General features: G+C 70.5%; 24 protein-coding genes. 7 read left to right on the top strand and 17 right to left on the bottom strand.

Features of this window, described 5'->3' with window-relative positions; all coding sequences use genetic code 11:
- Window positions 1-26 precede the first annotated feature (26 nt).
- From VJN29_RS12120 to VJN29_RS12110, 3 genes are all read right to left on the bottom strand, one after another.
- Window positions 27-830 carry a DUF3710 domain-containing protein gene (locus VJN29_RS12120; RefSeq protein WP_324143887.1) on the bottom strand — a complete coding sequence of 268 codons (804 nt, stop codon included), beginning with the start codon at window positions 828-830 and terminating at the stop codon, window positions 27-29.
- A 133-nt stretch (window positions 831-963) separates the two neighbouring features.
- Window positions 964-1,455 carry a dUTP diphosphatase gene (gene dut, locus VJN29_RS12115; protein WP_324143886.1) on the bottom strand — a complete coding sequence of 164 codons (492 nt, stop codon included), beginning with the start codon at window positions 1,453-1,455 and terminating at the stop codon, window positions 964-966.
- A gap of 56 nt (window positions 1,456-1,511) precedes the next feature.
- Window positions 1,512-1,811: a DUF4193 domain-containing protein gene (locus tag VJN29_RS12110; RefSeq protein ID WP_013492762.1), complete on the bottom strand. Its 300-nt coding sequence runs from the start codon at window positions 1,809-1,811 to the stop codon at window positions 1,512-1,514.
- A gap of 356 nt (window positions 1,812-2,167) precedes the next feature.
- Between VJN29_RS12110 and VJN29_RS12105 the strand changes: the two genes are divergently transcribed.
- Entirely contained in the window at window positions 2,168-2,353 is a 186-nt protein-coding gene (locus VJN29_RS12105) for a hypothetical protein (RefSeq protein ID WP_324143885.1), read from the top strand.
- 66 nt (window positions 2,354-2,419) lie between these two features.
- Here VJN29_RS12105 and VJN29_RS12100 read toward each other — a convergent pair whose 3' ends face one another.
- From VJN29_RS12100 to VJN29_RS12090, 3 genes are read right to left on the bottom strand one after another with little or no spacing between them, the layout of a single operon-like run.
- The gene (locus tag VJN29_RS12100; RefSeq protein WP_324143884.1) at window positions 2,420-3,304 is read right to left on the bottom strand and encodes an inositol monophosphatase family protein; all 885 of its coding nucleotides are present in this window, start codon (window positions 3,302-3,304) and stop codon (window positions 2,420-2,422) included.
- A 5-nt stretch (window positions 3,305-3,309) separates the two neighbouring features.
- Window positions 3,310-4,389 (bottom strand): ferrochelatase, encoded by a 1,080-nt coding sequence (locus tag VJN29_RS12095; protein ID WP_324143883.1) that lies wholly within the window; start codon window positions 4,387-4,389, stop codon window positions 3,310-3,312.
- A gap of 6 nt (window positions 4,390-4,395) precedes the next feature.
- Complete coding sequence (locus VJN29_RS12090; RefSeq protein ID WP_324143882.1) at window positions 4,396-5,040, bottom strand: trimeric intracellular cation channel family protein; 645 nt, start codon at window positions 5,038-5,040, stop codon at window positions 4,396-4,398.
- Between the two features lie 120 nt (window positions 5,041-5,160).
- Here VJN29_RS12090 and sepH point away from each other — a divergent pair, with 120 nt between their 5' ends.
- Complete coding sequence (gene sepH / locus VJN29_RS12085; RefSeq protein WP_324143881.1) at window positions 5,161-6,519, top strand: septation protein SepH; 1,359 nt, start codon at window positions 5,161-5,163, stop codon at window positions 6,517-6,519.
- 20 nt (window positions 6,520-6,539) lie between these two features.
- Here sepH and VJN29_RS12080 read toward each other — a convergent pair whose 3' ends face one another.
- The 4 genes from VJN29_RS12080 to VJN29_RS12065 all read right to left on the bottom strand — a co-directional run bounded on the left by VJN29_RS12080 (window position 6,540) and on the right by VJN29_RS12065 (window position 11,816).
- Window positions 6,540-7,244, bottom strand: coding sequence for a thymidine kinase (locus VJN29_RS12080; RefSeq protein WP_324143880.1), 705 nt, complete (start codon window positions 7,242-7,244; stop codon window positions 6,540-6,542).
- Window positions 7,245-7,255: 11 nt separating this feature from the next.
- A complete protein-coding gene (locus VJN29_RS12075; protein ID WP_324143879.1) occupies window positions 7,256-8,407 on the bottom strand; it encodes a nucleotide pyrophosphatase/phosphodiesterase family protein in 1,152 nt (383 codons plus the stop codon).
- A gap of 7 nt (window positions 8,408-8,414) precedes the next feature.
- Window positions 8,415-9,014 carry a DUF5998 family protein gene (locus VJN29_RS12070; RefSeq protein WP_324143878.1) on the bottom strand — a complete coding sequence of 200 codons (600 nt, stop codon included), beginning with the start codon at window positions 9,012-9,014 and terminating at the stop codon, window positions 8,415-8,417.
- Between the two features lie 81 nt (window positions 9,015-9,095).
- Window positions 9,096-11,816 (bottom strand): bifunctional GNAT family N-acetyltransferase/acetate--CoA ligase family protein, encoded by a 2,721-nt coding sequence (locus tag VJN29_RS12065; RefSeq protein WP_324143877.1) that lies wholly within the window; start codon window positions 11,814-11,816, stop codon window positions 9,096-9,098.
- A gap of 67 nt (window positions 11,817-11,883) precedes the next feature.
- Between VJN29_RS12065 and VJN29_RS12060 the strand changes: the two genes are divergently transcribed.
- The 3 genes from VJN29_RS12060 to VJN29_RS12050 all read left to right on the top strand — a co-directional run bounded on the left by VJN29_RS12060 (window position 11,884) and on the right by VJN29_RS12050 (window position 16,102).
- On the top strand, window positions 11,884-12,513 hold the full coding sequence (locus VJN29_RS12060) for a nitroreductase family protein (RefSeq protein WP_324143876.1): 630 nt from the start codon (window positions 11,884-11,886) through the stop codon (window positions 12,511-12,513).
- Window positions 12,514-12,578: 65 nt separating this feature from the next.
- Window positions 12,579-15,029, top strand: coding sequence for a DNA topoisomerase IV subunit A (locus VJN29_RS12055; protein ID WP_324143875.1), 2,451 nt, complete (start codon window positions 12,579-12,581; stop codon window positions 15,027-15,029).
- Window positions 15,030-15,106: 77 nt separating this feature from the next.
- Window positions 15,107-16,102, top strand: coding sequence for a sucrase ferredoxin (locus VJN29_RS12050; RefSeq protein WP_324143874.1), 996 nt, complete (start codon window positions 15,107-15,109; stop codon window positions 16,100-16,102).
- Between the two features lie 157 nt (window positions 16,103-16,259).
- Here the strand turns inward: VJN29_RS12050 and VJN29_RS12045 are convergent, their stop codons facing one another.
- The 7 genes from VJN29_RS12045 to VJN29_RS12015 all read right to left on the bottom strand — a co-directional run bounded on the left by VJN29_RS12045 (window position 16,260) and on the right by VJN29_RS12015 (window position 23,920).
- Window positions 16,260-17,078, bottom strand: a complete 819-nt coding sequence (locus tag VJN29_RS12045) for a hypothetical protein (protein ID WP_324143873.1) — start codon at window positions 17,076-17,078, stop codon at window positions 16,260-16,262.
- Window positions 17,075-18,082, bottom strand: coding sequence for a vWA domain-containing protein (locus VJN29_RS12040; RefSeq protein WP_324143872.1), 1,008 nt, complete (start codon window positions 18,080-18,082; stop codon window positions 17,075-17,077). Before VJN29_RS12040 ends, VJN29_RS12045 begins: the two co-directional genes overlap by 4 nt.
- Window positions 18,079-19,029 carry a vWA domain-containing protein gene (locus VJN29_RS12035; protein WP_324143871.1) on the bottom strand — a complete coding sequence of 317 codons (951 nt, stop codon included), beginning with the start codon at window positions 19,027-19,029 and terminating at the stop codon, window positions 18,079-18,081. The genes VJN29_RS12040 and VJN29_RS12035 overlap by 4 nt, the downstream gene beginning before the upstream one ends.
- 14 nt (window positions 19,030-19,043) lie before the next feature.
- On the bottom strand, window positions 19,044-19,526 hold the full coding sequence (locus VJN29_RS12030) for a hypothetical protein (RefSeq protein WP_324143870.1): 483 nt from the start codon (window positions 19,524-19,526) through the stop codon (window positions 19,044-19,046).
- Window positions 19,513-20,400, bottom strand: a complete 888-nt coding sequence (locus VJN29_RS12025; protein ID WP_324143869.1) for a DUF58 domain-containing protein — start codon at window positions 20,398-20,400, stop codon at window positions 19,513-19,515. Before VJN29_RS12025 ends, VJN29_RS12030 begins: the two co-directional genes overlap by 14 nt.
- A gap of 15 nt (window positions 20,401-20,415) precedes the next feature.
- Window positions 20,416-21,399 carry a MoxR family ATPase gene (locus VJN29_RS12020; protein ID WP_324143868.1) on the bottom strand — a complete coding sequence of 328 codons (984 nt, stop codon included), beginning with the start codon at window positions 21,397-21,399 and terminating at the stop codon, window positions 20,416-20,418.
- A 388-nt stretch (window positions 21,400-21,787) separates the two neighbouring features.
- Window positions 21,788-23,920, bottom strand: a complete 2,133-nt coding sequence (locus VJN29_RS12015; RefSeq protein WP_324143867.1) for a DNA topoisomerase IV subunit B — start codon at window positions 23,918-23,920, stop codon at window positions 21,788-21,790.
- Between the two features lie 333 nt (window positions 23,921-24,253).
- Between VJN29_RS12015 and VJN29_RS12010 the strand changes: the two genes are divergently transcribed.
- Both VJN29_RS12010 and VJN29_RS12005 read left to right on the top strand, forming a co-directional pair.
- Window positions 24,254-24,472 (top strand): DUF7455 domain-containing protein, encoded by a 219-nt coding sequence (locus VJN29_RS12010; protein ID WP_324143946.1) that lies wholly within the window; start codon window positions 24,254-24,256, stop codon window positions 24,470-24,472.
- A gap of 47 nt (window positions 24,473-24,519) precedes the next feature.
- Window positions 24,520-25,008 (top strand): DUF456 domain-containing protein, encoded by a 489-nt coding sequence (locus tag VJN29_RS12005; RefSeq protein ID WP_324143866.1) that lies wholly within the window; start codon window positions 24,520-24,522, stop codon window positions 25,006-25,008.
- The last annotated feature ends 74 nt before the right edge of the window (window positions 25,009-25,082 follow it).

Here is a 25,082-nt window from a genome sequence, read left to right as displayed (position 1 = left end):
GTGTGGCGAGCCCGAGGTCAAGCGGATCACCGGACCTCGGTGATCTCGGGGCCGCGCTCGAACGGCTTGAGGTCGTCGAGCCGCCGCTGGTCCTCGGTCCCCGGCTCGTCGGGCTGCTCGGGCGGCTGCGAGGCGGTGGGCTGCGGCGTGGTGTCGGGGAGCCGCAGGGCCAGCAGCTCACGCGGCGGTCGGGCCTCGTCGCCCCGGTCGATGACGGCCGTCCGGATGAGGTCGTGCACGTCTGCGGCGGCACCATCGTCGATGGCCGCTCGGCCGCTCACCACGGCGCGGAGGAACCATCGCGGCCCGTCGAAGCCGATGAACCGCGCAGGCATGAACACGGTGCGCCCATCGGGGCCCTTCTGGGGCATCCGCGTCAGCAGCTCCTCACCGAACTCACCGGTGCGGACCTCTGACGTGCCACCGGCATCCGTGATGCTCTTGCCGATCTCGTTGCGGATGTCGATCCAGACACCCTCGCTCTTCGGCGCCGCGAAGGCCTGCAGCTGCACGGCGGACTCGCCGAGCAGTGCCGTGACTCCCGTGATCTGCTGCTCCTGCTCGTTCACCTCGAGTCTCAGCTCCATGCCCGGCTTCCCCTTGAGCCAGAGCGCCCCGAGGTTGAGGTACTCGCTGTCGTCCGTGACGGCGGACCGGTCGAAGGGACCAGTGGTCCCGTCGACCGCGGCAACGCCCCCTTCCGCACCCAGCTCCGGGCCTCCGAGGTCCTCCTCCGAGTCGACCCGAACCTCGTCACCCAGGTCGTCGAAGTCCGCCTCAGGGGCTGCCTGCTCGTCACGGGCCGACTTGCGGCGGCTGAAGAGTCCCACGTGAATCCGTCCTTCTGTCTACAACTGTCGAGGGGGCCGGGCGGACCACCTCGGGCGACCAGCGCCCGGCCCGGCGTACCCGGGGAATGGTGGGGCCACCGGTTGCGGGCCCGGTGCATGCTGTCAGGTCCAGTCAGGCGCTCGGCGGTCGCGCTGCCCCGAAGCCGCCGGTCGACCCGTGTCCAGTGTCCCCCCGGACGGTCGCGTCGAGCGAATCCACCGCAACGAACCGCGCTCGAGCCACCGGCTGCACGATGAGCTGGGCGATGCGGTCCCCGCGGTGCACGACGAAGTCCTCGCTCCGATCCAGGTTCACCAGGTTGACGAGAATCTCCCCGCGATAGCCCTCGTCGATGGTGCCGGGCGCGTTGACGATCGAGATGCCGTGGCGCGCTGCCAGCCCGGATCGCGGATGCACGAATCCCGCATGGCCCGGGGGCAGCGCGATGGCGATGCCGGTGGGCACGAGCACGCGCTCCCCGGGGCGGATGAGGACGTCGACCCGTGACACGAGGTCGGCCCCGGCGTCACCCGGGTGGGCATAGGTCGGCAACGGGAGGTCCGGATCGAGCCGGCGCAGGGCGACGTCGACCGATTCGACGGTGGCAGCACGAGGGTCGGTCACGTGGACCGACCCTATCTGCTCGAGCTCGGACTCGACCTGCCTCTGCGAGGCGGCGCTCAGGCCGCACACTCCGTGCAGATCATCATCCCGTTCGTCTCCTTGGCGAGCTGGCTCCGGTGGTGCACGAGGAAGCACCGGGAGCAGGTGAACTCGTCGGCCTGCTTCGGCAGCACCCGCACGGACAGCTCCTCACCGGAGAGATCCGCACCGGGCAGCTCGAACCCCTCGGCCTGCTCGGTCTCGTCGACGTCCACACTGGACGAGCTCTTGTCGACACGACGCGACTTGAGCTCCTCGATCGAATCCTCGCTCAGGTCGTCGTCTGTCTTGCGTGGCGCGTCGTAGTCGGTTGCCATCCTGTGCCCTCTCACTGCTTGCTGGTGCCCCGCCCGGCGGAGCCCACCCCTTGTCGTGACGCGAGAACGTCCCCACGCGCCTCCTTGTTCCCGCACAGCCGATGACGGTGTTCACACCGACGAACATGCCGCGTGCGCGGATTGTGCCCCATCCGCCAGCCGCTGTCACCTCGTTTCACGGCGAGTCTCACGCTCCGCACCGGCGAAACGGACAGACCTGCCGTTTCCGGACCAGTCCTTCACGATCTCTTTGCCAAATCCTGACCCGCCCGGGTGCAGGCTGGCTCGCAAGGCTCTGGCGGACCCACTGATAAGGTCTGCGAGCCCGACCGACCTTCCACCGGCCAGGAGGTGCCATGACCGAATTCGGCGAGCAGATCCGCGTCCGCGTCCTCGACGCCCTCGATGATCTCGCCCAAGCGCGCGCCGCTGGCGACGACTACCGCATCCAGATCCACACGGGCGAGCTCGAGTCCTTCGCCCGCCTCGCTGCCGAGAACGGCATCAGGGTCCCGGAGCTGGAGCACTTCCAGGCCGCCTGACCGATCCACCCCGCCACCTCGTGAGGGGACGTATGCCGCTGAGCCGGCTCAGCGGCATACGCCGCGTCAGTGCCTGGTGGGCTGGAAGAGAGCCCGCAGCGGCTCGATGAGCCCTCGTCCCGCGGCAACGGTCAGGGCCTTGCCCGGGTGGCTCCCCTGCCCCACCACGAGACCTCCCGCCTCCTCGACGATGAGCCAGCCCGCGGCGAGGTCCCAGGCGTTGATCCCCGACTCGGCATAGGCATCGACCGTCCCCTCGGCGACCCGGACGAGGTCGAGCGCGGCACTGCCGATGCGCCGGATGTCCCGCACCTGGGGCAGGACGTGTCGCAGCACCTCGGCCTGCCGGGCCCGGACCTCTGGGTCGTAGCCGAAGCCCGTGGCCAGCAGCGCCCTCCCGAGCCGGTCCTCCGAGGACACCGTCAGCCGTTCCGGATCCCCTGCCCCGGGGTGGTCGGTGCCGTCGCCGGGCTCAGGTCTGGACCACGCTCCGCCACCTCGGCGCGCGTGGTGCACCACCCGGCGACAGGGGTCGCAGACCGCGCCGGCGACCGGCCGCCAGGCGCCGTCGGTCCGGGCATCACCGGTGACGACGGCGACGGACACGGCGTAGGCGGGGATGTCGTAGAGGTAGTTCACCGTCCCGTCGATGGGATCGATGACCCAGGTCAGGCCGGAGGTGCCGATCACGTCCACGCCCTCTTCCCCGAGGACCCCGTCGTCCGGTCGGGCGGACCTGATGAGGCGGTGGAGCAGCGCCTCGGATCGCTGGTCCATGACCGTGACGACGTCCGTGTCGGTGGACTTCGTCGCGGCGACGCCCACATGCCGGGGTCGGTCGTCGCGGATGAGCCGACCCGCCGCGAGGGCGAGATCGATGCACAGCCGCTCGAGCGCCTGGACCATGAGCTCGGACAGACCGTCCGCCGCGGTGCTCGGATCTGTGGTCACTCGCCTCAGTCCCTTCCGCAGTGTGCCGGGCGGGCCGCCCGGAGATTGGGGCAGCACCCGGCCGCGCACACCGATGGCATCCGACCCTCGAAGTCCGGGACCGGCTCGCCCCGCGCCTCGGCCGCGCGCTCGGCGACGGCGTCGACCAGGTCGGCGACGAAGGCCGGATCGCTCCCGACGGTCGCCGCACGGACGAAGCGGAGTCCCACCCGTGCCGCAGTGGCGGCGGCTTCGGTGTCGAGGTCGTAGACGACCTCCATGTGGTCGGACACGAACCCGATCGGGGCGGCGACGACGGCGGAGCACCCCTCGGCTGCCAGCTGCTCCAGGCGATCGTTGACGTCGGGCTCGAGCCAGGGCTGTGTCGGGGGTCCCGAGCGCGAGCAGAAGACGAGCTCGCCGACGAGGTGGCGACCGAGCACGGTGTTGGCCTCCTCTGTGAGGGCCGAGGCGAGCGCGAGGTGCTGACGCTGGTAGAGGTGGCCATCGCCGTCCCCCGGTCCGGACGTCGCGTCCATCGTCTCGGGGATCGAGTGGGTGACGTACAGGAGCGCGATCTGCTCGTCCGGCACGCCATCGAGCAGGCGCAGGGCGGCGACGACGTGGTCGAGGTTGGCTCGGCGGAAGCCGGGCCTCGGCGCGTAGGGCGCGATCTTGTCGATCGACAGGTCCAAGCCGTCCCCACGGAGGGCGTCGAGAGCCTCCGCGAGGTTCTCGCGGTACTGGCGGCAGGAGGAGTAGGACGAGTAGGCGCTCGTGGTCACGGTCACCACCCGTCGGCGTCCGGCCGCGTGGGCTTCCCGCAGCGCGCCCTCGAGGAAGGGCTCGCTGTTGCGGTTGCCCCAGATGACCGGGGTGGCGTCCCCGCGTGCGTGCAGCTCCTCCCGGATCGCGGTGACGAGCGCACGGTTCTGCTCGTTGATCGGGCTCTTGCCGCCGAAGCGGAAGTAGTGCTCTCCGACCGCTGCCAGGCGCTCGTCGGGGATGTCTCGGCCCGCGGTGACCCGACGAAGGAAGGGGAGCACCTCGTCGGGGCCCTCGGGCCCACCGAAGCTGAGCAGGAGGATCGCGTCATACGGCTGCATGCCTGGTCACTTTCGTTGCTGTTGGCCCGTGCGAAGGGGGCGGGGGGCGTTGAGGTCGAGACGGACCGCGACCATCCGAAGGCCGAAGACGAGCGCGACCGCACCCCACAGGACCCAGTCGTCCAGGGCGCCGAGCTCGCCAGCGAGTACGACGACGATCGACCCGAGCATGGCCGGCAGGGCGTAGAGCTCCCGGCGCAGGACCTCCGGGACCTGCCCGGCGAGGACGTCGCGGATGACTCCACCCCCCACGGCGGTGCTCAGGCCGACGATGACCGAGGTGATCGGCGGCATGCCGAAGGTGACGGACTTGAGGCTGCCCGCCACGGCGAACGCCGCCAGACCCACCGCGTCGAGAACGCGAACGAACCGGCCGATGCGCTCGACGCCGGGGTGGTAGAGGAAGGTGACGAGACCACCGAGGCCGGCGGCAGTGAGAAGGCGCCAGTCGCTGATGCCGACGGGTGGGATCGCCCCGATGAGGAGGTCGCGCAGGATCCCACCGCCGAGGGCAGCCGCGACGGCGAGCGCGAGGACACCGAAGAGGTCGAGACCCTTCTTCACCGCGACGAGCCCACCGGACAGGGCAAAGACGAAGACGCCCACGAGGTCGAGGGCGAGCTGCGCAGAATGGTAGGACGGGGTCGGCATGCCAAGGCAAACGGTACCCGTGCGGCGTGGTCGCTTTCGCCGCACCCGGGGGCGATGGCATGCTCGAGACGCAGGCAGCCGGGCGACCTCCGGCTGACGTTCGACCGGGAGACCGCGCGCATGCAGGACCTCAGGCTCATCGGCGTCCATGAGGACGGTGTGCACCTCCTGCTGGCCGACGACGAGGGCAACCGCTACCAGGTTCCGCTGGACGAGTCGCTGCGTGCCGCTGCACGCCGGGACCGGCCGAGGCTGGGTCAGCTGCAGCTCGACGCCGAGGGCGGCCTGCGCCCGAAGGATGTCCAGGCGATGATCCGTGCCGGCCTCACGGCCGAGGAGGTTGCGGAGCGAGCCGGGTGGGCCGTGGAGAAGGTGCACCGCTACGAGGTGCCGATCCTCGCCGAGCGTGAACACGTGGCGGGACTCGCCCGACAGGTCCGGTTGCGCAGCCGTGGGGCACCTGGAGGAGCCGCCACCCTGGGTGCGCGCGTCGCCGAGCGGCTCCGGTCCCGGGAGCTCGACCCAGAGGCGACCCGGTGGGACTCCCGCCGCACGGACCGGGGCGCCTGGACGGTCGTCGTGCTCTTCAATGCCGGGGGCCGCCAGCGCGAGGCGGCCTGGGACTTCGACCCGCTGGCCCGCACCGTGGTCGCGCGCGACGACGAGGCACGCTGGCTCAGTGAGGACGATGACAACGCGCCCCCGGGGCCGATACCCGCCCCGCATCTCGCGGCTCTCACCGGGCCCGCCCAGGTCTACGACGTGGAGGCGGAGGGCGGCATCACCAGCCGACGACAGGATCGGCTCGCCGAGCGTGCCGAGCCGGTCAAGCCGGTCGAGCCGGTCGACCTCATGGAGGCGATCCGCGAGCGGAGCAGCGCGCGCGGACGACGTCGACGCGGCCGCGGCGCCGACGTGCCCGGCATCGAGGACGCGCCCGAGGGGGCGCTCCCCCTCGAGAACCTGACCCGAAGGCCCTCCCGGGACGAGGCGCCACCTGCTGCCCACGGGCACCCGGAGGACGACCCCCGGGCGGCGCGTTCATCCGCTGATGCGGCTGGACCGAGCGCTGCCAGCGCCTCGGTTCGGCGCCGCCGACGCGGGGCGTCGAGTGTCGGACCGAGTGTGTCACCGAGCTCGGGATCGAACTCGGGATCGAGCTCGGGATCGAGCGGCGCTGCGTCCGGTCCGGGCACCGGCGGTTCCGGACGCGCGGCCGAGACCCAGCCACTCCCCCAGTCCGATGACAGGGGTCAGCAGCCGGCCGGACCGGATCACGAAGACCTGCCCGGCCGCGCGCCGGACCGCATCGACGGGCCGCACTTCGACGACCCGCCAGCAGACGAGGTCACGACGTCCCGCGTCCGGCCCCGCCCCTCTGCACCGTCCACACCATCGCGCCGCCCGTCGACCCGCAAGTCGGGTCGCCCCAGCGTGCCGAGCTGGGACGACATCATGTTCGGGCGCAAGGGCGACTGATTGCCTGCCGCCTGGCCTCCCTACTCGGACTGCGTGATGGGCCGAGGCGGCAGGGCGCAGACCTCGAGGTCGAAGGGCAGCACCTCCGGGGACAGCGCCGCCGCTCGAGCGGCGTGGGCGGTCATCCGGCGCATGTAGTGACGCCGGCACAGGACTTCGTACTCGACGACGCCCGGCTCGACGGAGTCCACGGTGGGATTCGTGTCGCCGACGACCACCTGGTCGCCCTCGACCACCATGACGCCGTCCACGATGCGCGCGTTCGTCGTGCCGCGGCGACCGCACCAGCACAGGGCCTCGACCTGGAGCACCTGCACGCGGTCGGCGAGCTCGATGAGGCGCTTGCTGCCCGGGAAGAGCTCGGTCCGGAAGTCCGCGGTGATCCCGAAGGCGAAGACGTCCACCTCCATCTCGTCGACGATGCGCGCCAGCTGTTCGATCTGCGTTGTCGAGTAGAACTGCGCCTCGTCGCAGACGAGGTAGTCGATGCGCTGACCGGCTGTCGCCCGCTCCACCACGGCGTCCCACAGGTCGAGGTCGTCATGGACCTCGAGCGCTCCGGTGGACAGGCCGAGCCGGGACGACAGGACGTTGGTGCCGGCCCGGTCCATCTTGGTGAAGATCAGGCCCACGCGACCACGGGCAGCGTGGTTGTGGTCCATCTGCAGCGCCAGCGTGGACTTCCCGCAGTCCATCGTCCCGGAGAAGAACACGAGCTCAGCCACGGTCGTCCACCCTAGACGCCGCGACGCGGCGGCACGACGATCACCGGCACGGCGAGCTCCACGTCGCTCGTGGAGCCGTGCAGGCCGAGCAGGCGCACCAGCTCCGGTCGCATCAGGCCACTGTGCACGACGGCGAAGGAGTCGTTCATGGCGACGACGATGTCCCCGATGCGCCCGGCCACGCGCTCCTCGACCGGGCCGAACCAGCCCTCGGCGATGACCTGCTCGCGGGGCAGCACGCGGGCACGGTCACCGACTCGCTCCCGCCACACCGCTGCGACATCATCGGTGGCGCCGTCGAGCGTGTAGAGCTGGATGCAGCGGGGCTCGCCGCCCAGGTGCCGCACGCCGGCCATGAGGTCCGGTTCGTCGATGAGGTCCAGACGGTTCTCGTGCGCGATGTCAACCATGCCGTGGTCGGCCGTGACGACGACGAGCGTGTCATCCGGCACCTGCCCGACGAGTGACGCGAGTGCCCCGTCGACCGACTCGACCGCGTCGCCCCACTGCCAGGACTCGCAGCCGTGGACGTGACCGACCTTGTCGACGTCCCCCCAGTAGAGGTAGACGAGGGCCTTGGGCGTGGCTCGGACCGCGGACACCGCTGCCGTGACCCGCTCGTCGAGTGCGCGTGCCGCGGTGAAGCGGGCGCCTCGGAGCGCTGCGGTGGTCAGGCCCGATCCCTCGAAGTAGCGCGGCCCGACCATGGTGACCTCGACACCGGCGTTGACCGCAGCCTCGAAGACCGTGCCATGGGGCTGCCACGATCGAGGGTCCGGGCCGTCCTCCCACGAGAGCTCGTTGACGAGCCGGTCCGACTGCGGGTCCAGCACCTGCATCCCCACCAGCCCGTGTGCCCCCGGTGGCAGCCCGGTGCCGAAGCTGCCCATCGAGGTGGCCGTCGTCGTGGGGAACCCGCACGCCACGCGGTGCGCGGTGGCGAGGCGCTCCCTCAGGAACGGGGCGTGGCCGCTGCGTTGCAGGAGCAGGTCGTGGCCGAGTCCGTCGACGAGCACGACCACGGCGCGGGGGGCCGCCGGCAGCTCGAAGACGTCCTTTCCGGCGTACCGCCTGACCCCGAGGCGGTCCGCGACCGAGGGCAGGACGGAGGCCAGCGTGCCCTTCGACCAGTCCAGCGGCAGGGGGGCGACGTGCGGAGTCATCGGCTCCTCACGCCCGGACCGAGCCGCCGATGGCGCGGGAGAGGTGACGCGCGAAGGACAGCGCACGCTCGACCGCCGCTTCGCCGTCGGCTGCTGCCGAGATACGCAGGGAGATGTCGTCGGAGGCCACGGTTCCCTCGAAACCATGGTCGGCGGTGCAGTCGGGATCACCGCACTGGGCCGGCAGCAGGTCCAGCCGGCTCACCGCACCCCAGCCGAGGGTGAGCGTGATGTCGCGCGAGGGACTGTTCTGCACGAACCCCTCCGGCTCGGTGACGACGTGGGTCACCATGACCCCGCGCACCGCGTCCAGCGGCACGGTCTCCGTCGTCGCGGTGGCCGTCGCCTGAGCGCCCGGCTCGGCGTGGTCGTCGGCGTGGGCGATGACGAGGCGGCGGCTCGTCACGGCCAGGACGGTGACGTGCCGCCGCACCGTCTCGTGGTCGAAGGTCGTCTCCTGGTGGACCAGGTGGGACACGACCTCCTCTCCCGCAAGCGCGGACTCGACCACATCGCAGACAAGTGCCGGGTAGTAGCCGGCGCGAGTGATCGCCGAGGTGAGGTCCTCCGGGAGCGCCCGCTCCGGGCCCTGGGTGACGCGTCGCATGGGTACCATCCTCGCACCCGCTCGCCGGTCCCCCGCCCGACCACCCACATTCGGCCGGCCAGGACCCGCCCTCGGCACCGGTCACGTGAGACTGCGGCGACCGGTGTCCTTGCGGACCAGCGCATGGCTGATGACGACGTCAGCCCCCAGCACGTCCACTCCCCCGGTCCATGCGTTGACGGGGTTCAGCTCGATCGAAGCCAGCTCGGGCTGGTCGTCCGTGAGGACCGACAGGCGCGCGATGAGATCGGCGAGGGCGGCCCGGTGCACGGGCGCGGCGCCCCGGTGGCCCGAGAGGAGCGGAGCGGCCCGGACGCCGTTGATGAGGTCGGCGACGTCGACGTCCGTCAGGGGCGGGATGCGGTGCGCGATGTCGCCGAGCAGCTCGGTCGGCGGTCCTGCGACGGAGAAGCTGACGACCGGTCCGAAGAGTGGGTCCTCGGTGGCCTTGAGCACACAGGACACCCCGGGCACCGCCATCCGCTGCACGACGAACCGGTCGGCGCGAAGGGGGCCGAGCCGCTCGGTCAGCGAGGCGTGGGCATCATGGACCGCGTCGGAGTCCACGAGGTCGGCCCGGACGCCGGCCAGTCCTGGTTGATGGCGCACGACTGGGGAGGTGGACTTGAGGATGACCGGATAGCCCAGCTCGTCGGCGGCAGCGACCGCCTCGTCCGCGTCCGTGACCTCGATGGCCGGCCAGGGCCTGATGCCGTAGGTGCCGAGCAGCTCGCGGGTCTCGTCCCTGGTGAGCGCACGTCCCTCCGGGCTTGCCTCCAGCCAGCCGTCGAGGAGCGCGTCGGCATGGGCCCGGTCGATCCCGACCGGGGCCACCGGGACGCCTCGGTCCTTCGCTCGCCACTGCGCGTACCTGGTCACGGAGCGGAGGGCGCGAATCCCGTCCTCCGGCATCGAGTACGACGGGACGGACCGTTCCTGCCCGTCGGCAGCGGTGTACCGCATGCCGCCGTCGACGCCACGCATGCCGAGGAAGGTTGCGACACAGGGCTTGTCATACTTCGCCACGACGTCCCGGACGGCGTGGGAGACCTCCTCGTCGGGGGTCACGAGGGGAGGGATGAACGCGGCGACCACGCTGTCGACCTCCGGATCCGAGAAGGCCGCGTCGAGCGCGTGCGCGAACTCCGCTGCCGATGCGTGTGGCAGCAGGGAGACCGGACCGTGCGTCACGCGCAGGCCCCAGCTCTCCGCCGCTGAGGCGCTGAGCGAGCCGAGGGCGTCGGAGTTGCCGACAACGGCGACGCGGTCCCCGGTCGGCATCGGCTGGTGGAGCGTCAGCTGGGCGACGTCGAAGAGCTGGTGGACGTTCTCGACGCGGATGACCCCCGCCTGTCGCAGCAGGGCGTCGAACGCCTGCGGGGGCACGGTCGGGGTCCGGGTCCGGTGCCCGGGAGGGGCGGCGTACTGCGACACACCGGACGAGACGACGATGACCGGCTTGACGGACGCGAGGTGACGCGCGATCCGCGAGAACTTGCGCGGGTTGCCCATCGACTCGAGATAGAGGCCGACCGTCGTCGTGTCCTGGTCGTCGATCCAGTACTGCATGAGGTCGTTGCCCGACACGTCGACGCGGTTCCCGGCCGACGCGAAGACCGAGATGCCGAGACCTCTGCGGGCCGCCGAGGCAAGCACGGCCACGCCGAGGGCGCCGCTCTGGGCGAACAGGCCCAGCTGCCCGCGGCCGGGGATGACCGACGCCAGCGTGGCGTTGAGCTGGATGCCCGGGTCGTTGTTGATCAGCCCGAAGCTGTTCGGCCCGACGATCCGCATCCCCGCACCCCGTGCCGTCACGCGCAGCCGATCCTGCAGGCGCGTGCCCTCCTCCCCGGACTCGGCGAAACCAGAGGAGAGGACGAGCAGCGACTTGACCCCGGCGCGCCCACAGTCCTCCACGACCTCGATGGCGTCAGCGGCCGGCACGACGACGATGGCGAGGTCGACCGGTCCGGGTGCGTCGCGGATCGTGCGATGGGCCCGCAGCCCCTGGATCTCCTCAGCTTCCCGGTGGATCGGGTAGAGCTCGCCCTGGAACCTCGCCCGGATGAGGTTGCGCAGGACGAGCGCACCGATCGAGTCCTCCCGGCGACTGGCGCCCACGATGGCAACCCGCTCCGGGTAGAGGATGGTCCGCATGCTCCGGGACTCGGCCCGGTGCTCGCGGGAGAGCTGGACCGCCTTGGACTGCTCGGTCGGCAGGATGTCGAAGGACAGGCCGACGACACCGTCCTCGATGTGGCTCGACACCTCGTAACCGGCGTCCTTGAACACCATGAGCATCTTGCGGTTGTGCGGGAGGACCTCCGCGGTGAAGCGAGTGATGCCGACTTCCGGCGCAATGGCGGCGAGGTGCTCGAGCAGGACCGAGCCGATTCCCTTGCCCTGCATGTGGTCCGAGATGTTGAAGGCCACCTCGGCGTTCGTGGCCTCGATGCGGTCGAACCGGCCGACACCGACGATCTCGCCGTTGAGGATCGCCACCAGGGCGACGCGGTCGTGGTAGTCGACGTGGGTGAAGCGGTGGACGTCACGGTCGCTCAGCTCACGGAGTGGCGCAAAGAACCGGAAGTAGATGGACTCGTCGGACTGCCGGTTGTGGAACTGCCGCAACCGGTCCGCGTCAGCGGGCGTGATCGGGCGGATGTGCGCCACCGTGCCGTCCCTGAGCACGACGTCGGCCTCCCACTCGACCGGTGCCTTGGGCCAGGACTCGTCCACCGTGCCCCCCGGACCCCCGGCGCCAGCGGCCTGGCTGGTCGGGGAGAGCTCGCTTGCCACCATGCGCTCATCGTGTCACGACCGGTGACTCGGCACCCCGGGCGTGAGCTGGAGTGCAAGGCTGTCGGACATGCAGTTCTCCGACGTCGTGCGCCGCCGTCGTATGGTTCGCCGCTACGACCCCGACCGGCAGGTGTCGCCGGAGGTCATCGAGCGTTGCCTCGCCAACGCCGTCCGCGCCCCCAGCGCGGGCTTCAGCCAGGGCTGGGACTTCCTCGTTCTCGCGGAGGACGACGAGCGTGACTCGTTCTGGACGGCCACGACGCCCGAGGACGGTCCGAGCGACAGCTGGCTCAGCGGCATACGGAATGCGCCGTTGCTCGTCCTGTGCCTCTCGGACAAGGACGCGTACCTCGACCGTTATGCCGCGCCCGACAAGGGCTGGACTGATCGCGACGAAGCTCGTTGGCCGGTCCCCTACTGGGACGTCGACACGGGCATGGCGGCCCTGCTCATCCTGCTCACCGCCGTCGACGAGGGGCTCGGGGCGCTCTTCTTCGGGGTGCCGCCGGTCCACCACGAAACCGTCAAGGCGGCCTTCGGCATCCCTCCCGGCCGCCGGATCGTCGGGGTCGTCTCGATCGGGCACGCGCTCCCCGGACCGAAGAGCCCCAGTCTGCGGCGCGCCCGACGGGGGGTCGAGGAGGTCGCCCACTGGGGCCGGTTCGGGGTGACCGGCACTTTGCGGCGTGGCAGGTGACGGCTCGGGGACGCCTTGGGCGAAGATGAGGTGTTCATCCAACGCAGCAAGGAGCCCGACCCGGCATGGCCCGACGCACGACCACCACGCCTCCCCCTCTGGACTTCGAGGAGAAGATCGTCGGGATCGACGTCGAGGAGGAGATGCAGAACGCCTTCCTCGAGTACTCGTACAGCGTCATCTACTCGCGAGCGCTGCCCGACGCGCGCGACGGGCTCAAACCGGTCCAACGGCGCATCCTCTACGGCGCCAACGAGCTCGGGCTGCGGCCCGACCGCGGCCACGTCAAGAGCCAGCGCATCGTCGGCGAGGTGATGGGCAAGTACCACCCGCACGGTGACACGGCCATCTACGACGCGTTGGTGCGGATGGCGCAGCCGTTCACGTTGCGGCTGCCCCTCATTGACGGCCACGGCAACTTCGGCTCGCTCGACGACGGGCCGGCGGCAGCCCGCTACACCGAGGCTCGGCTCGCCGAGTCCGCCCTGCTCATGGTCTCGGGGCTCGACGAGAACACCGTCGACTTCGTGCCGAACTACGACGACACGCAGTACCAGCCCGAGGTGATGCCGGCGGCGTTGCCCAACCTGCTCGTCAACGGCGCCTCCGGGATCGCCGTCGGCATGGCGACGAACATGGCTCCGCACAATCTCGTCGAGGTCATCGGCGCGGCACGACACCTCATCGCCAACCCGTCGTGCTCGTTGGACGAGCTGATGAAGTTCGTCCCCGGACCCGACCTGCCCGGCGGTGGGCGGATCGTCGGGCTCGAGGGGATCAGGGACGCCTACCTGACCGGTCGTGGGAGCTTCCGGACCCGGGCCACGGCCCGGATCGAGAACATCACCCCACGCCGCAAGGGCATCGTCGTCACGGAGCTGCCCTATCTCGTCGGCCCGGAGAAGGTCATCGAGAAGATCCGCGATCTCGTCCAGGGCAAGAAGCTGCAGGGCATCAGCGACCTCAAGGACCTCTCCGACCGGGCCAACGGACTGCGCCTGGTCATCGAGGTCAAGAACGGCTTCAATCCGGAGGCGGTGCTCGAGCAGCTGTACCGGCTGACGCCGATGGAGGAGAACTTCGGCATCAACAACGTCGCGCTCGTCGACGGCCAGCCCCGCACGATGGGGCTCAAGGAGCTGCTCCAGGTCTACGTGGACTTCCGGACCGACGTGGTCCGGCGTCGCACCGAGTTCCGCCTCCGCAAGAAGGAGGAGCGCCTCCACCTCGTCGAGGGCCTGCTCATCGCCATCGTCGACATCGACGAGGTCATCCAGGTCATCCGCAGCTCCGACGATGCCGGCACCGCGAAGACCCGCCTCATGGAGATCTTCGACCTGTCGGACCCCCAGGCCACCTATATCCTCGACCTCCAGCTGCGTCGGCTGACCAAGTTCTCCCGCATCGAGCTGGAGAACGAGAAGACCGAGCTCGAGCGCACCATCGAGGAGCTGCGGGCGCTGCTCGACAACGAGAAGCTGCTGCTGAAGCTCGTCTCCACCGAGCTCGCCGACGTCGCGAAGAAGCACGGGACGCCGCGCCGCACCGTCCTCCTGGAGAGCTCGGGACAGGCGAGGCAGACCAGCGCCGCGCCGCTGGAGATCGCGGACGACCCGTGCTGGGTGCTGCTCTCGTCGACCGGGCTGCTCGCGCGCACGGGCAACGCCGAGCCGGTGACTGCCGCAGGGGCCCGTTCCCGGCACGACGCCCTGGTGGGCGCGGTGCGCACGACCGCTCGAGGTGAGTTCGGCCTCGTCACGACGGCCGGCCGCCTCGTGCGGCTGTCGGCCCTCGAGCTGCCGACCCTGCCTCCGACGAACGGCGCCCCGAGCCTCGGCGGCGGCGCACCCCTGGCCGCCTATGTCGACCTGGCGAAGGCTGAGGAGCCCCTGACGATCGTGCCGATCGGGGCGGACGCGCCGATCCTCGCGCTCGGCACGGCGGCCGGGGTCGTCAAGCGGGTCACTCCGGATGCCCCGAAGAGCAACGACTGGGACATCATCAGCCTCAAGGACGGTGACCGAGTCGTCGGCGCGGCCGTTGCCGATCGGGAGGACCTGGACCTCGTCTTCATCACCAGTGATGCCCAGCTGCTCCGCTTCTCGGCCAAGTCCGTTCGGCCGCAAGGGCGCTCCGCGGCCGGAATGACCGGGATCAAGCTTGGTCGCGATGCGCGGGCCCTGTTCTTCGGTGTCGTCGATCCAGGCCGCGAGGGCGTCGTGGTCACCTCGGCCGGTTCCTCCGGTGCGCTGCCCGGCACGCAAGGGGGCTCGCTCAAGGTGACGCCGTACGCCGAGTACCCCTCCAAGGGACGAGCCACCGGTGGCGTCAGGTGCCACCGCTTCCTCAAGGGCCACGACACCCTCGTCGTCGCGTTCGCCGGCAACACGCCGGCGCGGGCGGCCGCGGCCGGCGGTGTGGCGATCGAGCTGCCTGCCGCGACAGGCCGGCGCGACGGCTCGGGCACCGAGACGAACACCGTCATCGCCGCCATCGTCGCGGCGCCCCCAGCCTGATGCCTCCCCGCAAGCGCGCGGCGAGGCGTCCGCCCTCACCCCCACCACCGCCAGCCTCCCCGCCGGTCCAGGATGAGGTGGACCTTGGCCGGCACCCCGCCACCTCCGGTCACGCCAGGCCAGCGGAGGACGCCTGCTCGGTCCTGTGGGATCGGGACGGGACCAGCGCATTCGGCACCGCCGCCGGCGCCCTGTTCTTCGTCGTCCTCGAGCAGTCCGGTCCCTGGGGACGGGTGGCCGCGCAAGACTCACACCTCGGCGCAGAGCTCGGTGCAGAGCTCGACAGCCGGTGTGCGGTCGCTGGAGGGAGGTTCATGCTCATCCGGCGACCCAGCGGCCATCCTGACGGGGTCGGCCCTCGCCGCGTGCTCGTCGCCCACGCGGGGGTCAGGGCCGACGATGCGTGGATGGTGTCGGCGGACGTCGCCCGGCCCGGGGACCTGCTCGAGCTCGACTGGTCCGCACTCGCCAGGGGCCACCGCGCGCTCGTGCGAGCCTCGCTTCCGGGTGCGGAGAATGCCCCGCCGCACCTGCTGATCTGCACCAACGGCCGCCGCGACGTGTGCTGCGCCGTCCGGGGTCGTCCACTGGCTGCCGCAGCGGCCAGACTCGACCCCGGGCGGGTCTGGGAGGTCTCCCACACAGGTGGCCATCGCTTCGCCCCGACCGCGGTCCTGCTGCCCTGGGGCCAAGGCTTCGCCCGGCTCGACGAGACGATGGCCGGCTGGGTCCTCGACGCGAGCGACACGGGGCACGTCCCACGCGAGCTCCTCGGTGGGACCCATGACCGCGGCCGGTCACCATTGCCGACAGCCGCCCAATGCGCCGAGTCCCACGTGCGCGCCCTCACCGAGGAGACCCGGCTCGGGGCACTGTGGGCCCTGCCCAGCGACGACGTCGAGGAGGCCGACCCCGTCATCGAGGTTGCCCACGAGGACGGCCGCTCATGGCGCGTCAGGGTGTGGCGCCGCCCAACCGGGGGCCGACGCCCGGAGTCCTGCGGCAAGGCCGTCATCGCGGTTCAGGAGCTCGTCGGCGAGGTCATCGACGGTCCAGACCTCCCCGCACGCTGATCGGACCGTATGCCGCTGGGCTTCGACCGCGAGTGGCCCGTGCCTCGTGCACGGGGCGGTTTCGGCAACCATCTGGTCAGGTTGCTGCGCGCCGTGGATCGCGCGCTTCCGGTGGCGACGGCGCGGCGTGGGCACGTGGCGCTGCCGCTCCCGTCGGTCACCACGGCCTCGGGTGGCCGCCGACTCCTCCGTCGGGTTCCACGGGATCGTCGGTGCCGCGCTGCTCGTTGCGTTCGATGGTGTTCTGTCGCTGCTGCTCCCGCAGCAGGTCCTGCTGCTCCTGGCTGGGGGCGCCCTCCGGGTCCGGGACCGGCGTCGGCTGCGGGGTCGGAGGGCTCTCCTCCGGAGCCGGCGCTTCCTCCTCCCCCGGCGGCGGCTGGTTCTTCTCCTCCATCCGCTGCTCCGCCTGGTCGAGCTGTTCGCCCGTCTCGCCGCCCTCTGGCGCGTCGCAGAGCGGCGGGCGCTCTCGAGTGACCGCGAGTCCCTTCTCGTAGAACTGACGCCACTCGTCCGTCCGCTCCCTCGCCCTCGCCTCGTCGCCCAGTGCCTCGTAGGTCAGTCCGAGGTTGACCCGGACCTTGCACTCGTCGATGCCACCCTTGGGCACGAGCTCGAAGGCCTCCTCGAACCACGGCCGGGCGAGCCCGAAGTGACCACTCAGGACATGCGCATCGCCGATCGCGAAGGGCGCCCGGAAGCGCTCGACGACGTTGACCCAGCCCTGCCGCTCACCCCAGGCGAGAGTGCGCGCCTTGTCGCCGGCCTGGTAGCCGGCGAGGGTCTGGTCGTGCACGGCGTTGAGGCTCATCAGCCGTGCGGCGACGAGGAGGATCAGCAGCACGAGGGGTGCCGACGCAAGCAGGAGGCGTCGTCGCAGGACCCGGCGAGGGGGGGTGCGCGGGACGTCGAGGCGGTCTGGCAAGCCCGCCTCGCGGCCCGGCGGTGGGCTGGGAGTCGGGGTGGTCACGGTGCTCACGGCGCCCCCTTGCGGCCGCGGGCCTGGACCAGGCCGGAGAGGCCCGCGCCGATCTCCCAGAGGGCCACGCCGACCACTCCGATCAGGAGGGGCCAGTAGAGCTCGCGGCGGGTACTGACGCGTTCTCGTTCGAGCTCCTCGGTCGATCCGTAGCGGGCGAGGTCGACCGAGTCGACGGCCGGCAGCACCGACTCGCCGGCGACGCGGTGCAGGTACGGCAGGCCGAGCTGCTGGGCCAGCTCTTGGAGGCGGTCCTGGTCGATGACAGAGACCGCGTCACGCCCGGTGGTCGGGTCCCGGATGTACGAGGGCGAGACGTCGAAGCGGGCGCGAGTCGACTTCATCCGACCGCCGTCGGGAGTGCCGTATCCCAGCACCGCGCCACCCTGGATGAGACCAGCCGGGATGGTGAAGGGCGGCGGTTCGCCGTCCGCGGTCTGCTCGCCGTCGCCGAGGTAGAAGACGATGCGTCCCCGCTCGGGATGGCGCTCGCTGCTCTGCTCGAGCAACGTCGCCAGGCGCTCGTTGGCCTCGGTCACGGACGACCCCATCGAGTACTCGGACGCCTCCGGCAGGAGCGTGGAAACGGCAGCGTCGAGAGCCGTCGTGTCCGTCGTCAGGGGCAGACGCACGCGCGCCTCCTGGTCGAAGGTCACGATCGAGAACCTTGCCCCCGAGAGCGCCAGGGCCAGGTCGGAGATGTCGCCGCGCACGCCCGAGAGGCGGGGAGCCTCGCCGCCCCAGTCCTCGGCGATGATGCTGCTCGTCGTGTCGACGACGAAGTAGACGTTGAGGTTCGCTGCGGTGGCCTCCGCCTCGTCACCGGGAACGCCTGGCCGCAACGCCGCGACCCCGAGCAGGACGACGGCGGCAGACAGACGCCAGTGGCTCGGGCGTGACACGCCCGGCACCCCCGCCGAGCTCGGGTGCCACCAGATGGCCACGGCGGCGGTCGTCGCCAGGACGGCCAGGACCCACACGGGTGCGATCGGCAGCAGGGTCACGTGCCCCACCTCCGGCTGGCCGTGACGACGCCCGCCAGGCCGAGGCCCGCGAGGGTGATCGGGACCGCGGGGCTGTCCGTCAGGATCCGTCGGGCCGCGGCGTCGATGACGGTCGCCTCCTGCGCCGCCACCGCCCGGACGATGCGCTCGACGGCCGTTCGGTCGCTCATGGCGTAGTACTCCCCCGCGGTCGACCGCACCAGCGTGCGCATCTCGGCTGCCTGCTCGTCGTGGCCGCTCTCCTCGGGGTTCAGCCCGTAGACGCGCACCGAGCGCAGCTTGGCGAGCTCGATCGCCTCGTCCAGCTCGATGATCGGCCGACCGGCGAGCTCGTTGTCCGTCGCGAACACGACCGAGCGGGCTCGGCGGGTGTCGACGCGGTCGAAGCTCGACACGCAGGAGGTGAGCCCGTCACCAATGAGCGATGTGCCGAGACCGTTGAACGTCCCTGCGAAGAAGTAGTCGACCTCAGGGTCGCCGGCGAGCGCACGCAGGGCGATGTCCAGCTCGTCGCGGATGAAGTCGTAGTCGTCGGTGAGGGGGAAGACCGTGGCGGCGGAGGAGTTGAAGATGACCAGGCCGATCCGCTCACCCTCGAACTGGGTGACGAGCGTCATGAAGGTCCGCACCAGCTCGGCATCGTAGGCCGCCATCGACCCGGAGATGTCGAGGCAGAGCACGACGTCGCGGTTGCGCGTCTCCGGACGCTCGATCGTCACGTCGACCGGGCGAGCGGCACCGATGAGGGCCGCACCGCCGAGCAGGGCCGCACTGCCCGCGAGGACGAGCATCCGGATGCGATGCCGGCGCAGCGCCCGCCGGTACTCCGGCAGGTCGGTCAGGAGGGAGGTGTTGGCGACCGGCGCGGCGGAGGTGCGGGACCGTCCTGCCACCAGGCGGTAGACCACCAGGGCACCGATGACCACGATGACTGCCCCGACACTCACGAGTGCGGGATACCTCAGCTCCATCGTGCCACCACCTCCTTGGCGACCACGGCGGCGCCGGCCACGGTCTCCGTCTCCCGTGGGGCGAACTCACCCGGGTAGAGGACGCCGACGACCCTCGAGACGGGGCTGAGGCGTGCTCCGGAGTTGGTCAGGTCCGTCAGCGTCATCGTCGGGGCATGGATCCCCGAGACCTCCTGCACGAAGTGGCGGACGAGGACGCTCACCTGCTGGTGGGCGCGTCGCTGGGTGATGACTCCTCCCTCGGCCCGGGCGACGACCAGGTCGATCTGGCGCGCATAGTCGGCGCGGAGCCTGGTGAGCCGGTCGCGCGCGATCCTCGGTGGGATGACGATGCGTCGAGAGCGCGTCGACCACCAGACCCAGGCGTACCAACAGACGACCACGGCAAGCAGCCCGACGCCGATCCATGGCCAGCGACCGGAGTAGGGGTCGGGCGCGTAGAAGCCAGGCGGCGGGGCGTCAGCCGCTCGCACGGCGCTGCCTCTCCAACAGGGCGAACACGGCCGTGAGCACCTCGTCGCTCGCGCCGACCCGGGTGTGGTTGATCCCGGCCACCTCGAGCACTGTGTTGTTCGCCCGGACGCGTGCGGCGACCGCCTCGGCGTAGGCCGCCTTGACACGTCCGCTCGTCCGCACCAACGTCGGCAGGATGTAGTGGTCGGCCACGTCGACGGTGGTGCGGGCGGCGTCGACGGACGTGGGGTCGGCGTCCTCGACGGTGATCCACAGGATCTCGTGCTGGACGTGGAGGCGCCGCAGCAGGTCGCTGAGGCGCGGGTCGAGGTCCACGTCGTCCGCCACGATGAGCAGGAGCAGCCGCCGACTCACGTGGCGCACGATCCACTGCAGTTGCGTCGTCAGGTTGCTCTGCTCGCCGTCCAAGGTCGTCGCGCCGTCGATGGCGCGCAGGAGCCGCTCGAGATGAGCCTCGTTTCCCCGCATCGGGTGCGCGACCGTGTTGGTGGCGTCGCCGCGGACGAGACCGACGAGGTCTCCGTGCCGTTGCGCGAGGTAGCCCACGAGCCCGGCCGCGACGATGGCCACGCTCTTCTTCGACTCGCCACCCCGGGCGGCCGCGGCCATGCCGCGCCCCGTGTCGATGACGAGCATGAGGTTCTGCTTCCTTGTCGCCACGTAGCGGCGCACGAGGGGGGAGGTGTGCCGGGCCGTCGCCTTCCAGTCGATGTCGCGAACCTCGTCTCCGGGCACGTAGTCGCGCAGGTCGTCGTAGTCGAGGCTGCGCCCGTGGAAGACCGACGCGAACTCCCCCTCGAGCAGGTTGCGCGAGCGGCGCCGCGAGTGCACGAAGAGCTTGCTCTTCACCCGGGTCAGCAGCGGCGTGGCCATGACGTGCCCCGCCCGTCAGGGCGTGCGGATCCCGCCCACCATGGCGTCGATGACGCGCTCGACAGGTAGGTCGTCGGCGACCGCCTCGAAGCCGAGGATGACTCGGTGCCGCAGGACCCGATGCACGAGCGCCTTGACGTCGTCGGGGACCACGTGGTTGCGCCCGTCGATGAGCGCCCGCGCGCGGGCTGCACTCGTGAACGCGATGCTCGCCCGTGGGCTGGCTCCGAACTGGACATAGGACGCCAGCTCGGGGTCGATGTAGTCGACCGGGTGCCGTGTGACATAACCGATGCCGACGATGTAGTTCACGATGGCCGGGTCGACGTAGACGCGGCCGACCAGGCCCTGAAGGCGTTTGACGTCGGCGATGCCCACGACTGGCTCGGAGTGGTGCGTGAAGATGCCGGAGTCGATCCGACGCAGGACTTCCGCCTCCTCGGCGGGGGACGGGTAGTCGAGGACGTCCTTGAGCATGAAGCGGTCCATCTGCGCCTCGGGCAACGGGTAGGTGCCCTCCTGCTCGATGGGGTTCTGCGTGGCGAGCACGAGGAACGGGTCGGGCAGCGGGTAGCTGTGGTCGCCGATCGACGTCTGTCGCTCCTGCATCGCCTCGAGCATGGCCGACTGGGTCTTGGCGCTGCTGCGGTTGATCTCGTCGAGCAGCACGAAGTTGGCGTGGACCGGCCCGAGCTGTGTCTGGAAGGCTCCCGTCTGCTGGTTGTACACCTGGGTGCCGACGATGTCGCTGGGCAGCAGGTCCGGCGTGCACTGGATGCGGTGGAAGGTGCCGCCGACCGCGTGCGCGATCGTCTGGGCCGCCGTCGTCTTCGCCAGCCCCGGGACGCTCTCGAGGAGCACGTGGCCACCGGTCAGCAGGGCGATCATCAGGGTCTCCTGCAGCCGGGACTGCCCGACCACCCTGGCGGTGAACGCCGCCGAGATCCTGCCGATGGCGGCGGCCGCCCACTCCAGCTCGGCCGGGTCGAGGTAGCGCATGGGGGCAGGCGCCGCGGATGTGCCGAAACCGGCACGATGGTTGCCGGACGCGTCGTTCTCGCGAGGCAGGGACCCGGGGGCCGGCTGCGGCGCGCCAGGCGGCGGCGCCACACCGCGTGGGCGGCGCGCCTGATCCGTGCTCCCGTGATCCTCCACCATGGTCCCCTTCTCGATCACCACCAAGGCCCAACGAAGGTCCACCCGGACCACCTGGCCCGCGCTGCCTTCCCGCACCCTTTCCCTGTCCGACGTCGCTCGGCGTCGTTCGGCTCACTCCCGTGCACGGTCATCGTAGGCACGCCGGAAGTCACACCGCGCGCGGTTCGCCATCCTTTGGACGTCGTTGCCGACCTGTGCAGCGTGGGCCGGACCCGGGTCCACGGGAGCCTCAGGCGTCGATGCGCTCCCGGTCGACCTCGGCGGCAGATTCGATGATGAAGTCCTTCCGGGGGGCCACCTCGTTGCCCATGAGCAGCTCGAAGGTGCCCTCGGCCGCCTCGAGATCACGCATGGTGACCCGACGGAGCGTGCGATGGCGGGGGTCCATCGTCGTGTCGGCCAGCTGGTCCGCGTTCATCTCGCCCAGGCCCTTGTACCGCTGCATCGGCTGCTTGATCTTCTTGCCGCCCTTCTCCAACCGGGCCACGGTGCGACGCATCTCCAGCTCGTTGTACGTGTAGAGGTAGTCGTTCTTCTTGGCACCGGCGTTGATGACCTCGATCCGGTGCAGGGGCGGCATGGCCGCGTACACCCGGCCCGCCTCGACGAGGGGGCGCATGTAGCGGAAGAAGAGCGTCAGCAGCAGGGTGCGGATGTGGGCGCCGTCGACGTCCGCGTCGGTCATGATGATGACCTTGCCGTAGCGGGCGGAGTCGAGGTCGAAGCTGCGCCCCGAACCGGCCCCGATCACCTGGATGATGGAGGCGCACTCGGCGTTCTTGAGCATGTCGGAGACGGACGCCTTCTGGACGTTGAGGATCTTGCCTCGGATCGGGAGCAGCGCCTGGAACTCGGAGCTGCGGGCCTCCTTGGCCGTCCCCATGGCGGAGTCGCCCTCGACGATGAACAGCTCCGAGCGGTCGACGTCGGTCGTGCGGCAGTCCCGGAGCTTGGTCGGCAGCGTCGAGCTCTCCAAGGCGTTCTTGCGACGCTGCGTCTCCTTGTGCAGCCGGGCGCTGATGCGCGACTTCATCTCGGAGACGACCTTCTCGAGCAGCAGCGCCGACTGTGCCTTGTCGCCCCGCTTGGTCGAGGTCAGGCGCGCGGTCAGCTCGGTCTCGACGACGCGGGCGACGATCGCCCGGACCGCGTTGGTCCCGAGGACCTCCTTGGTCTGCCCCTCGAACTGCGGCTCCGCGAGCCGCACGGTGACCACCGCGGTCATGCCGGCGAGCACGTCGTCCTTCTCCGGCTTGTCATTGCCGACCTTGAGCCGCCGCCCGTTGAGCTCGAGCTGGCGCCGGAAGACCTTCAGGAGCGCTTGCTCGAAGCCGGCCATGTGGGTGCCGCCCTTGGGCGTGGTGATGATGTTGACGAAGGACTGCATCCGCACGTCGTAGCCCTGGCCCCAGCGCAGCGCAATGTCAACGACACATTCGCGCTCGAGCTCGGTGGGGGTCATGTGCCCCTCGTTGTCGAGGATCGGAACGGTCTCCTTGAACGTGCCCGCACCCTCGAGTCGCCACACGTCGGTGATGGCCGCGTCCGGGGCGAGGAACTCGACGAACTCGGCGATCCCCCCATCGTGGTGGAACACCTCCTCGACCGGCCCCTCCGCTGCCGGCGTCCCCGTGAGGCCGCGCTCGTCCCGGATGACGAGCCGCAGGCCGGGGACCAGGAACGAGGTCTGGCGGGCCCGCGCGACGAGCGCGTCGTAGTCGAGCACGGCACCCTTGAGGAAGATGTGGGGATCGGGCCAGAAGCGGACCCTCGATCCGGTCACGCCGCGCTTGGCCCTACCGATGACGGGCAGGGCGCTGCGCTTCTCGTACGGTGCGAACTGGGCTTCCGGCGAGCGGGTCGGCCCTGCGTCGGTGAACACCCCTGGCTCGCCCCGCCGGAAGCTCATGCCGTAGGTCTTGCCGCCCCGGTCGACCTCGACGTCGAGGCGCGCGGAGAGCGCGTTGACGACCGAGGCCCCGACGCCGTGTAGTCCGCCGGTGGCGGCGTAGGACGTGCCGCCGAACTTGCCACCGGCATGCAGCTTGGTGAAGACGAGCTCGACCCCCGACAGGCGGGTCCGCGGCTCGATGTCCACCGGGATGCCGCGGCCGTTGTCGCGGACCTGGATGGATCCGTCGTTGGCGAGAATCACCTCGATGTGGTCACAGACCCCGGCGAGCGCCTCGTCGACCGCGTTGTCGATGATCTCCCAGAGGCAGTGCATCAGGCCCCGCTGGTCGGTGGAGCCGACGTACATGCCGGGTCGCTTGCGAACGGCCTCCAGGCCCTCGAGGACCTGCAGGTGGCGCGCGGTGTAGTCACCGTTGCCGTTCGGGGCGGGGCGGGAGGCGGAGGCCAAGGTGTTTGATCACTCTCTCGTCGGTGCGGCGGGCCGGTCGTGATGGTCGGCACCGGAAGCCTAACGACCCACGCCGACGTTCCTCCGCAGGCTCGCGGCCGGCAGGCGAAGTGGGTACAGGTCGCGTAACGATCCGGGTATGGCGCAGGTCAGGGGCAGCCACCTCCCGCTCGGGAAGGAATCGGCGTGGTTCACTGTTGGAACAGCCAGACGCACGGCAGAAGGGTGATGGAGCCCGCGCAAGGGCAACGGAATTCTTTGGTCGGGCGTCTTGGTCTATGACAGGGTTCAGTCTCGGCTGAACCCCTCGAGGGTGGAGAGAAGGCAAGCATGATGACCACAGCACTGGCAACCGAACTGACCGCGTCCGACCGGTGCGACCGCTGCGGGGCACAGGCGTACATCCGTGCCCGTCTCGTCTCCGGCGGGGAACTGCACTTCTGTGCGCATCATGGCCGTCAGCACCTCCCGGCTCTCATGGACCTGGCCATCGACATCCATGACGAGAGCGATCGCCTCCACGACACGTCGACCGCGGCGGACGAGCGCTGATCGGACGGAGGGCGTGAGCTGACCTCCCCGGGGGTGACCGGGATCACGTGATCACGGCCACGAACGTCCTGGTCCTGCTCGCCATGCTGGTGGGCACGGTGGGAATCGTCCTTCCCGTCCTTCCCGGCCTGTTCATCGTCTGGGCGGCAACACTGCTCTGGGCGGTCGAGGTGCACTCGACGGCGGGGTGGACCGTCTTCTGGGTCGCCACGGCGATCTACGTCCTTGGCCTCGTGGCGCAGTACCTCGTCCCCGCCCGACGGATGCGGGCGACGGGAGTCGACTCCAAGGTCATCGGCGTGGCGCTGGTCGCGGCGGTCATCGGCCTGTTCGTCATCCCGTTGGTCGGGGCGCCGATCGCGTTCGTCGGTTCCGTCTACGTCATGGAGCGGCTGAAGCACGGGACCCACGAGCGGGCTTGGCTCGCGACGCGGCATGCGGTGCGGGCCGTCATGCTGAGCATGGGAATAGAGCTGTTGACGGCGATGCTCATCATCGTCACGTGGGGCGTGGGCGTCTTGGCCACGCGTCCGTAGTGGTCCCCGCTCGCACAGTCCGGGCGTGACTCTACCTGGCAACAGGCCCTCATTCAGCCGTATGCCGCTGGGCT

The sequence above is a fragment of the Intrasporangium sp. genome (genome assembly GCF_035280925.1).
In the GTDB taxonomy this organism is placed as follows: Bacteria; Actinomycetota; Actinomycetes; order Actinomycetales; family Dermatophilaceae; genus Intrasporangium.
This window is presented reverse-complemented; position numbering and strand designations above follow the sequence as displayed.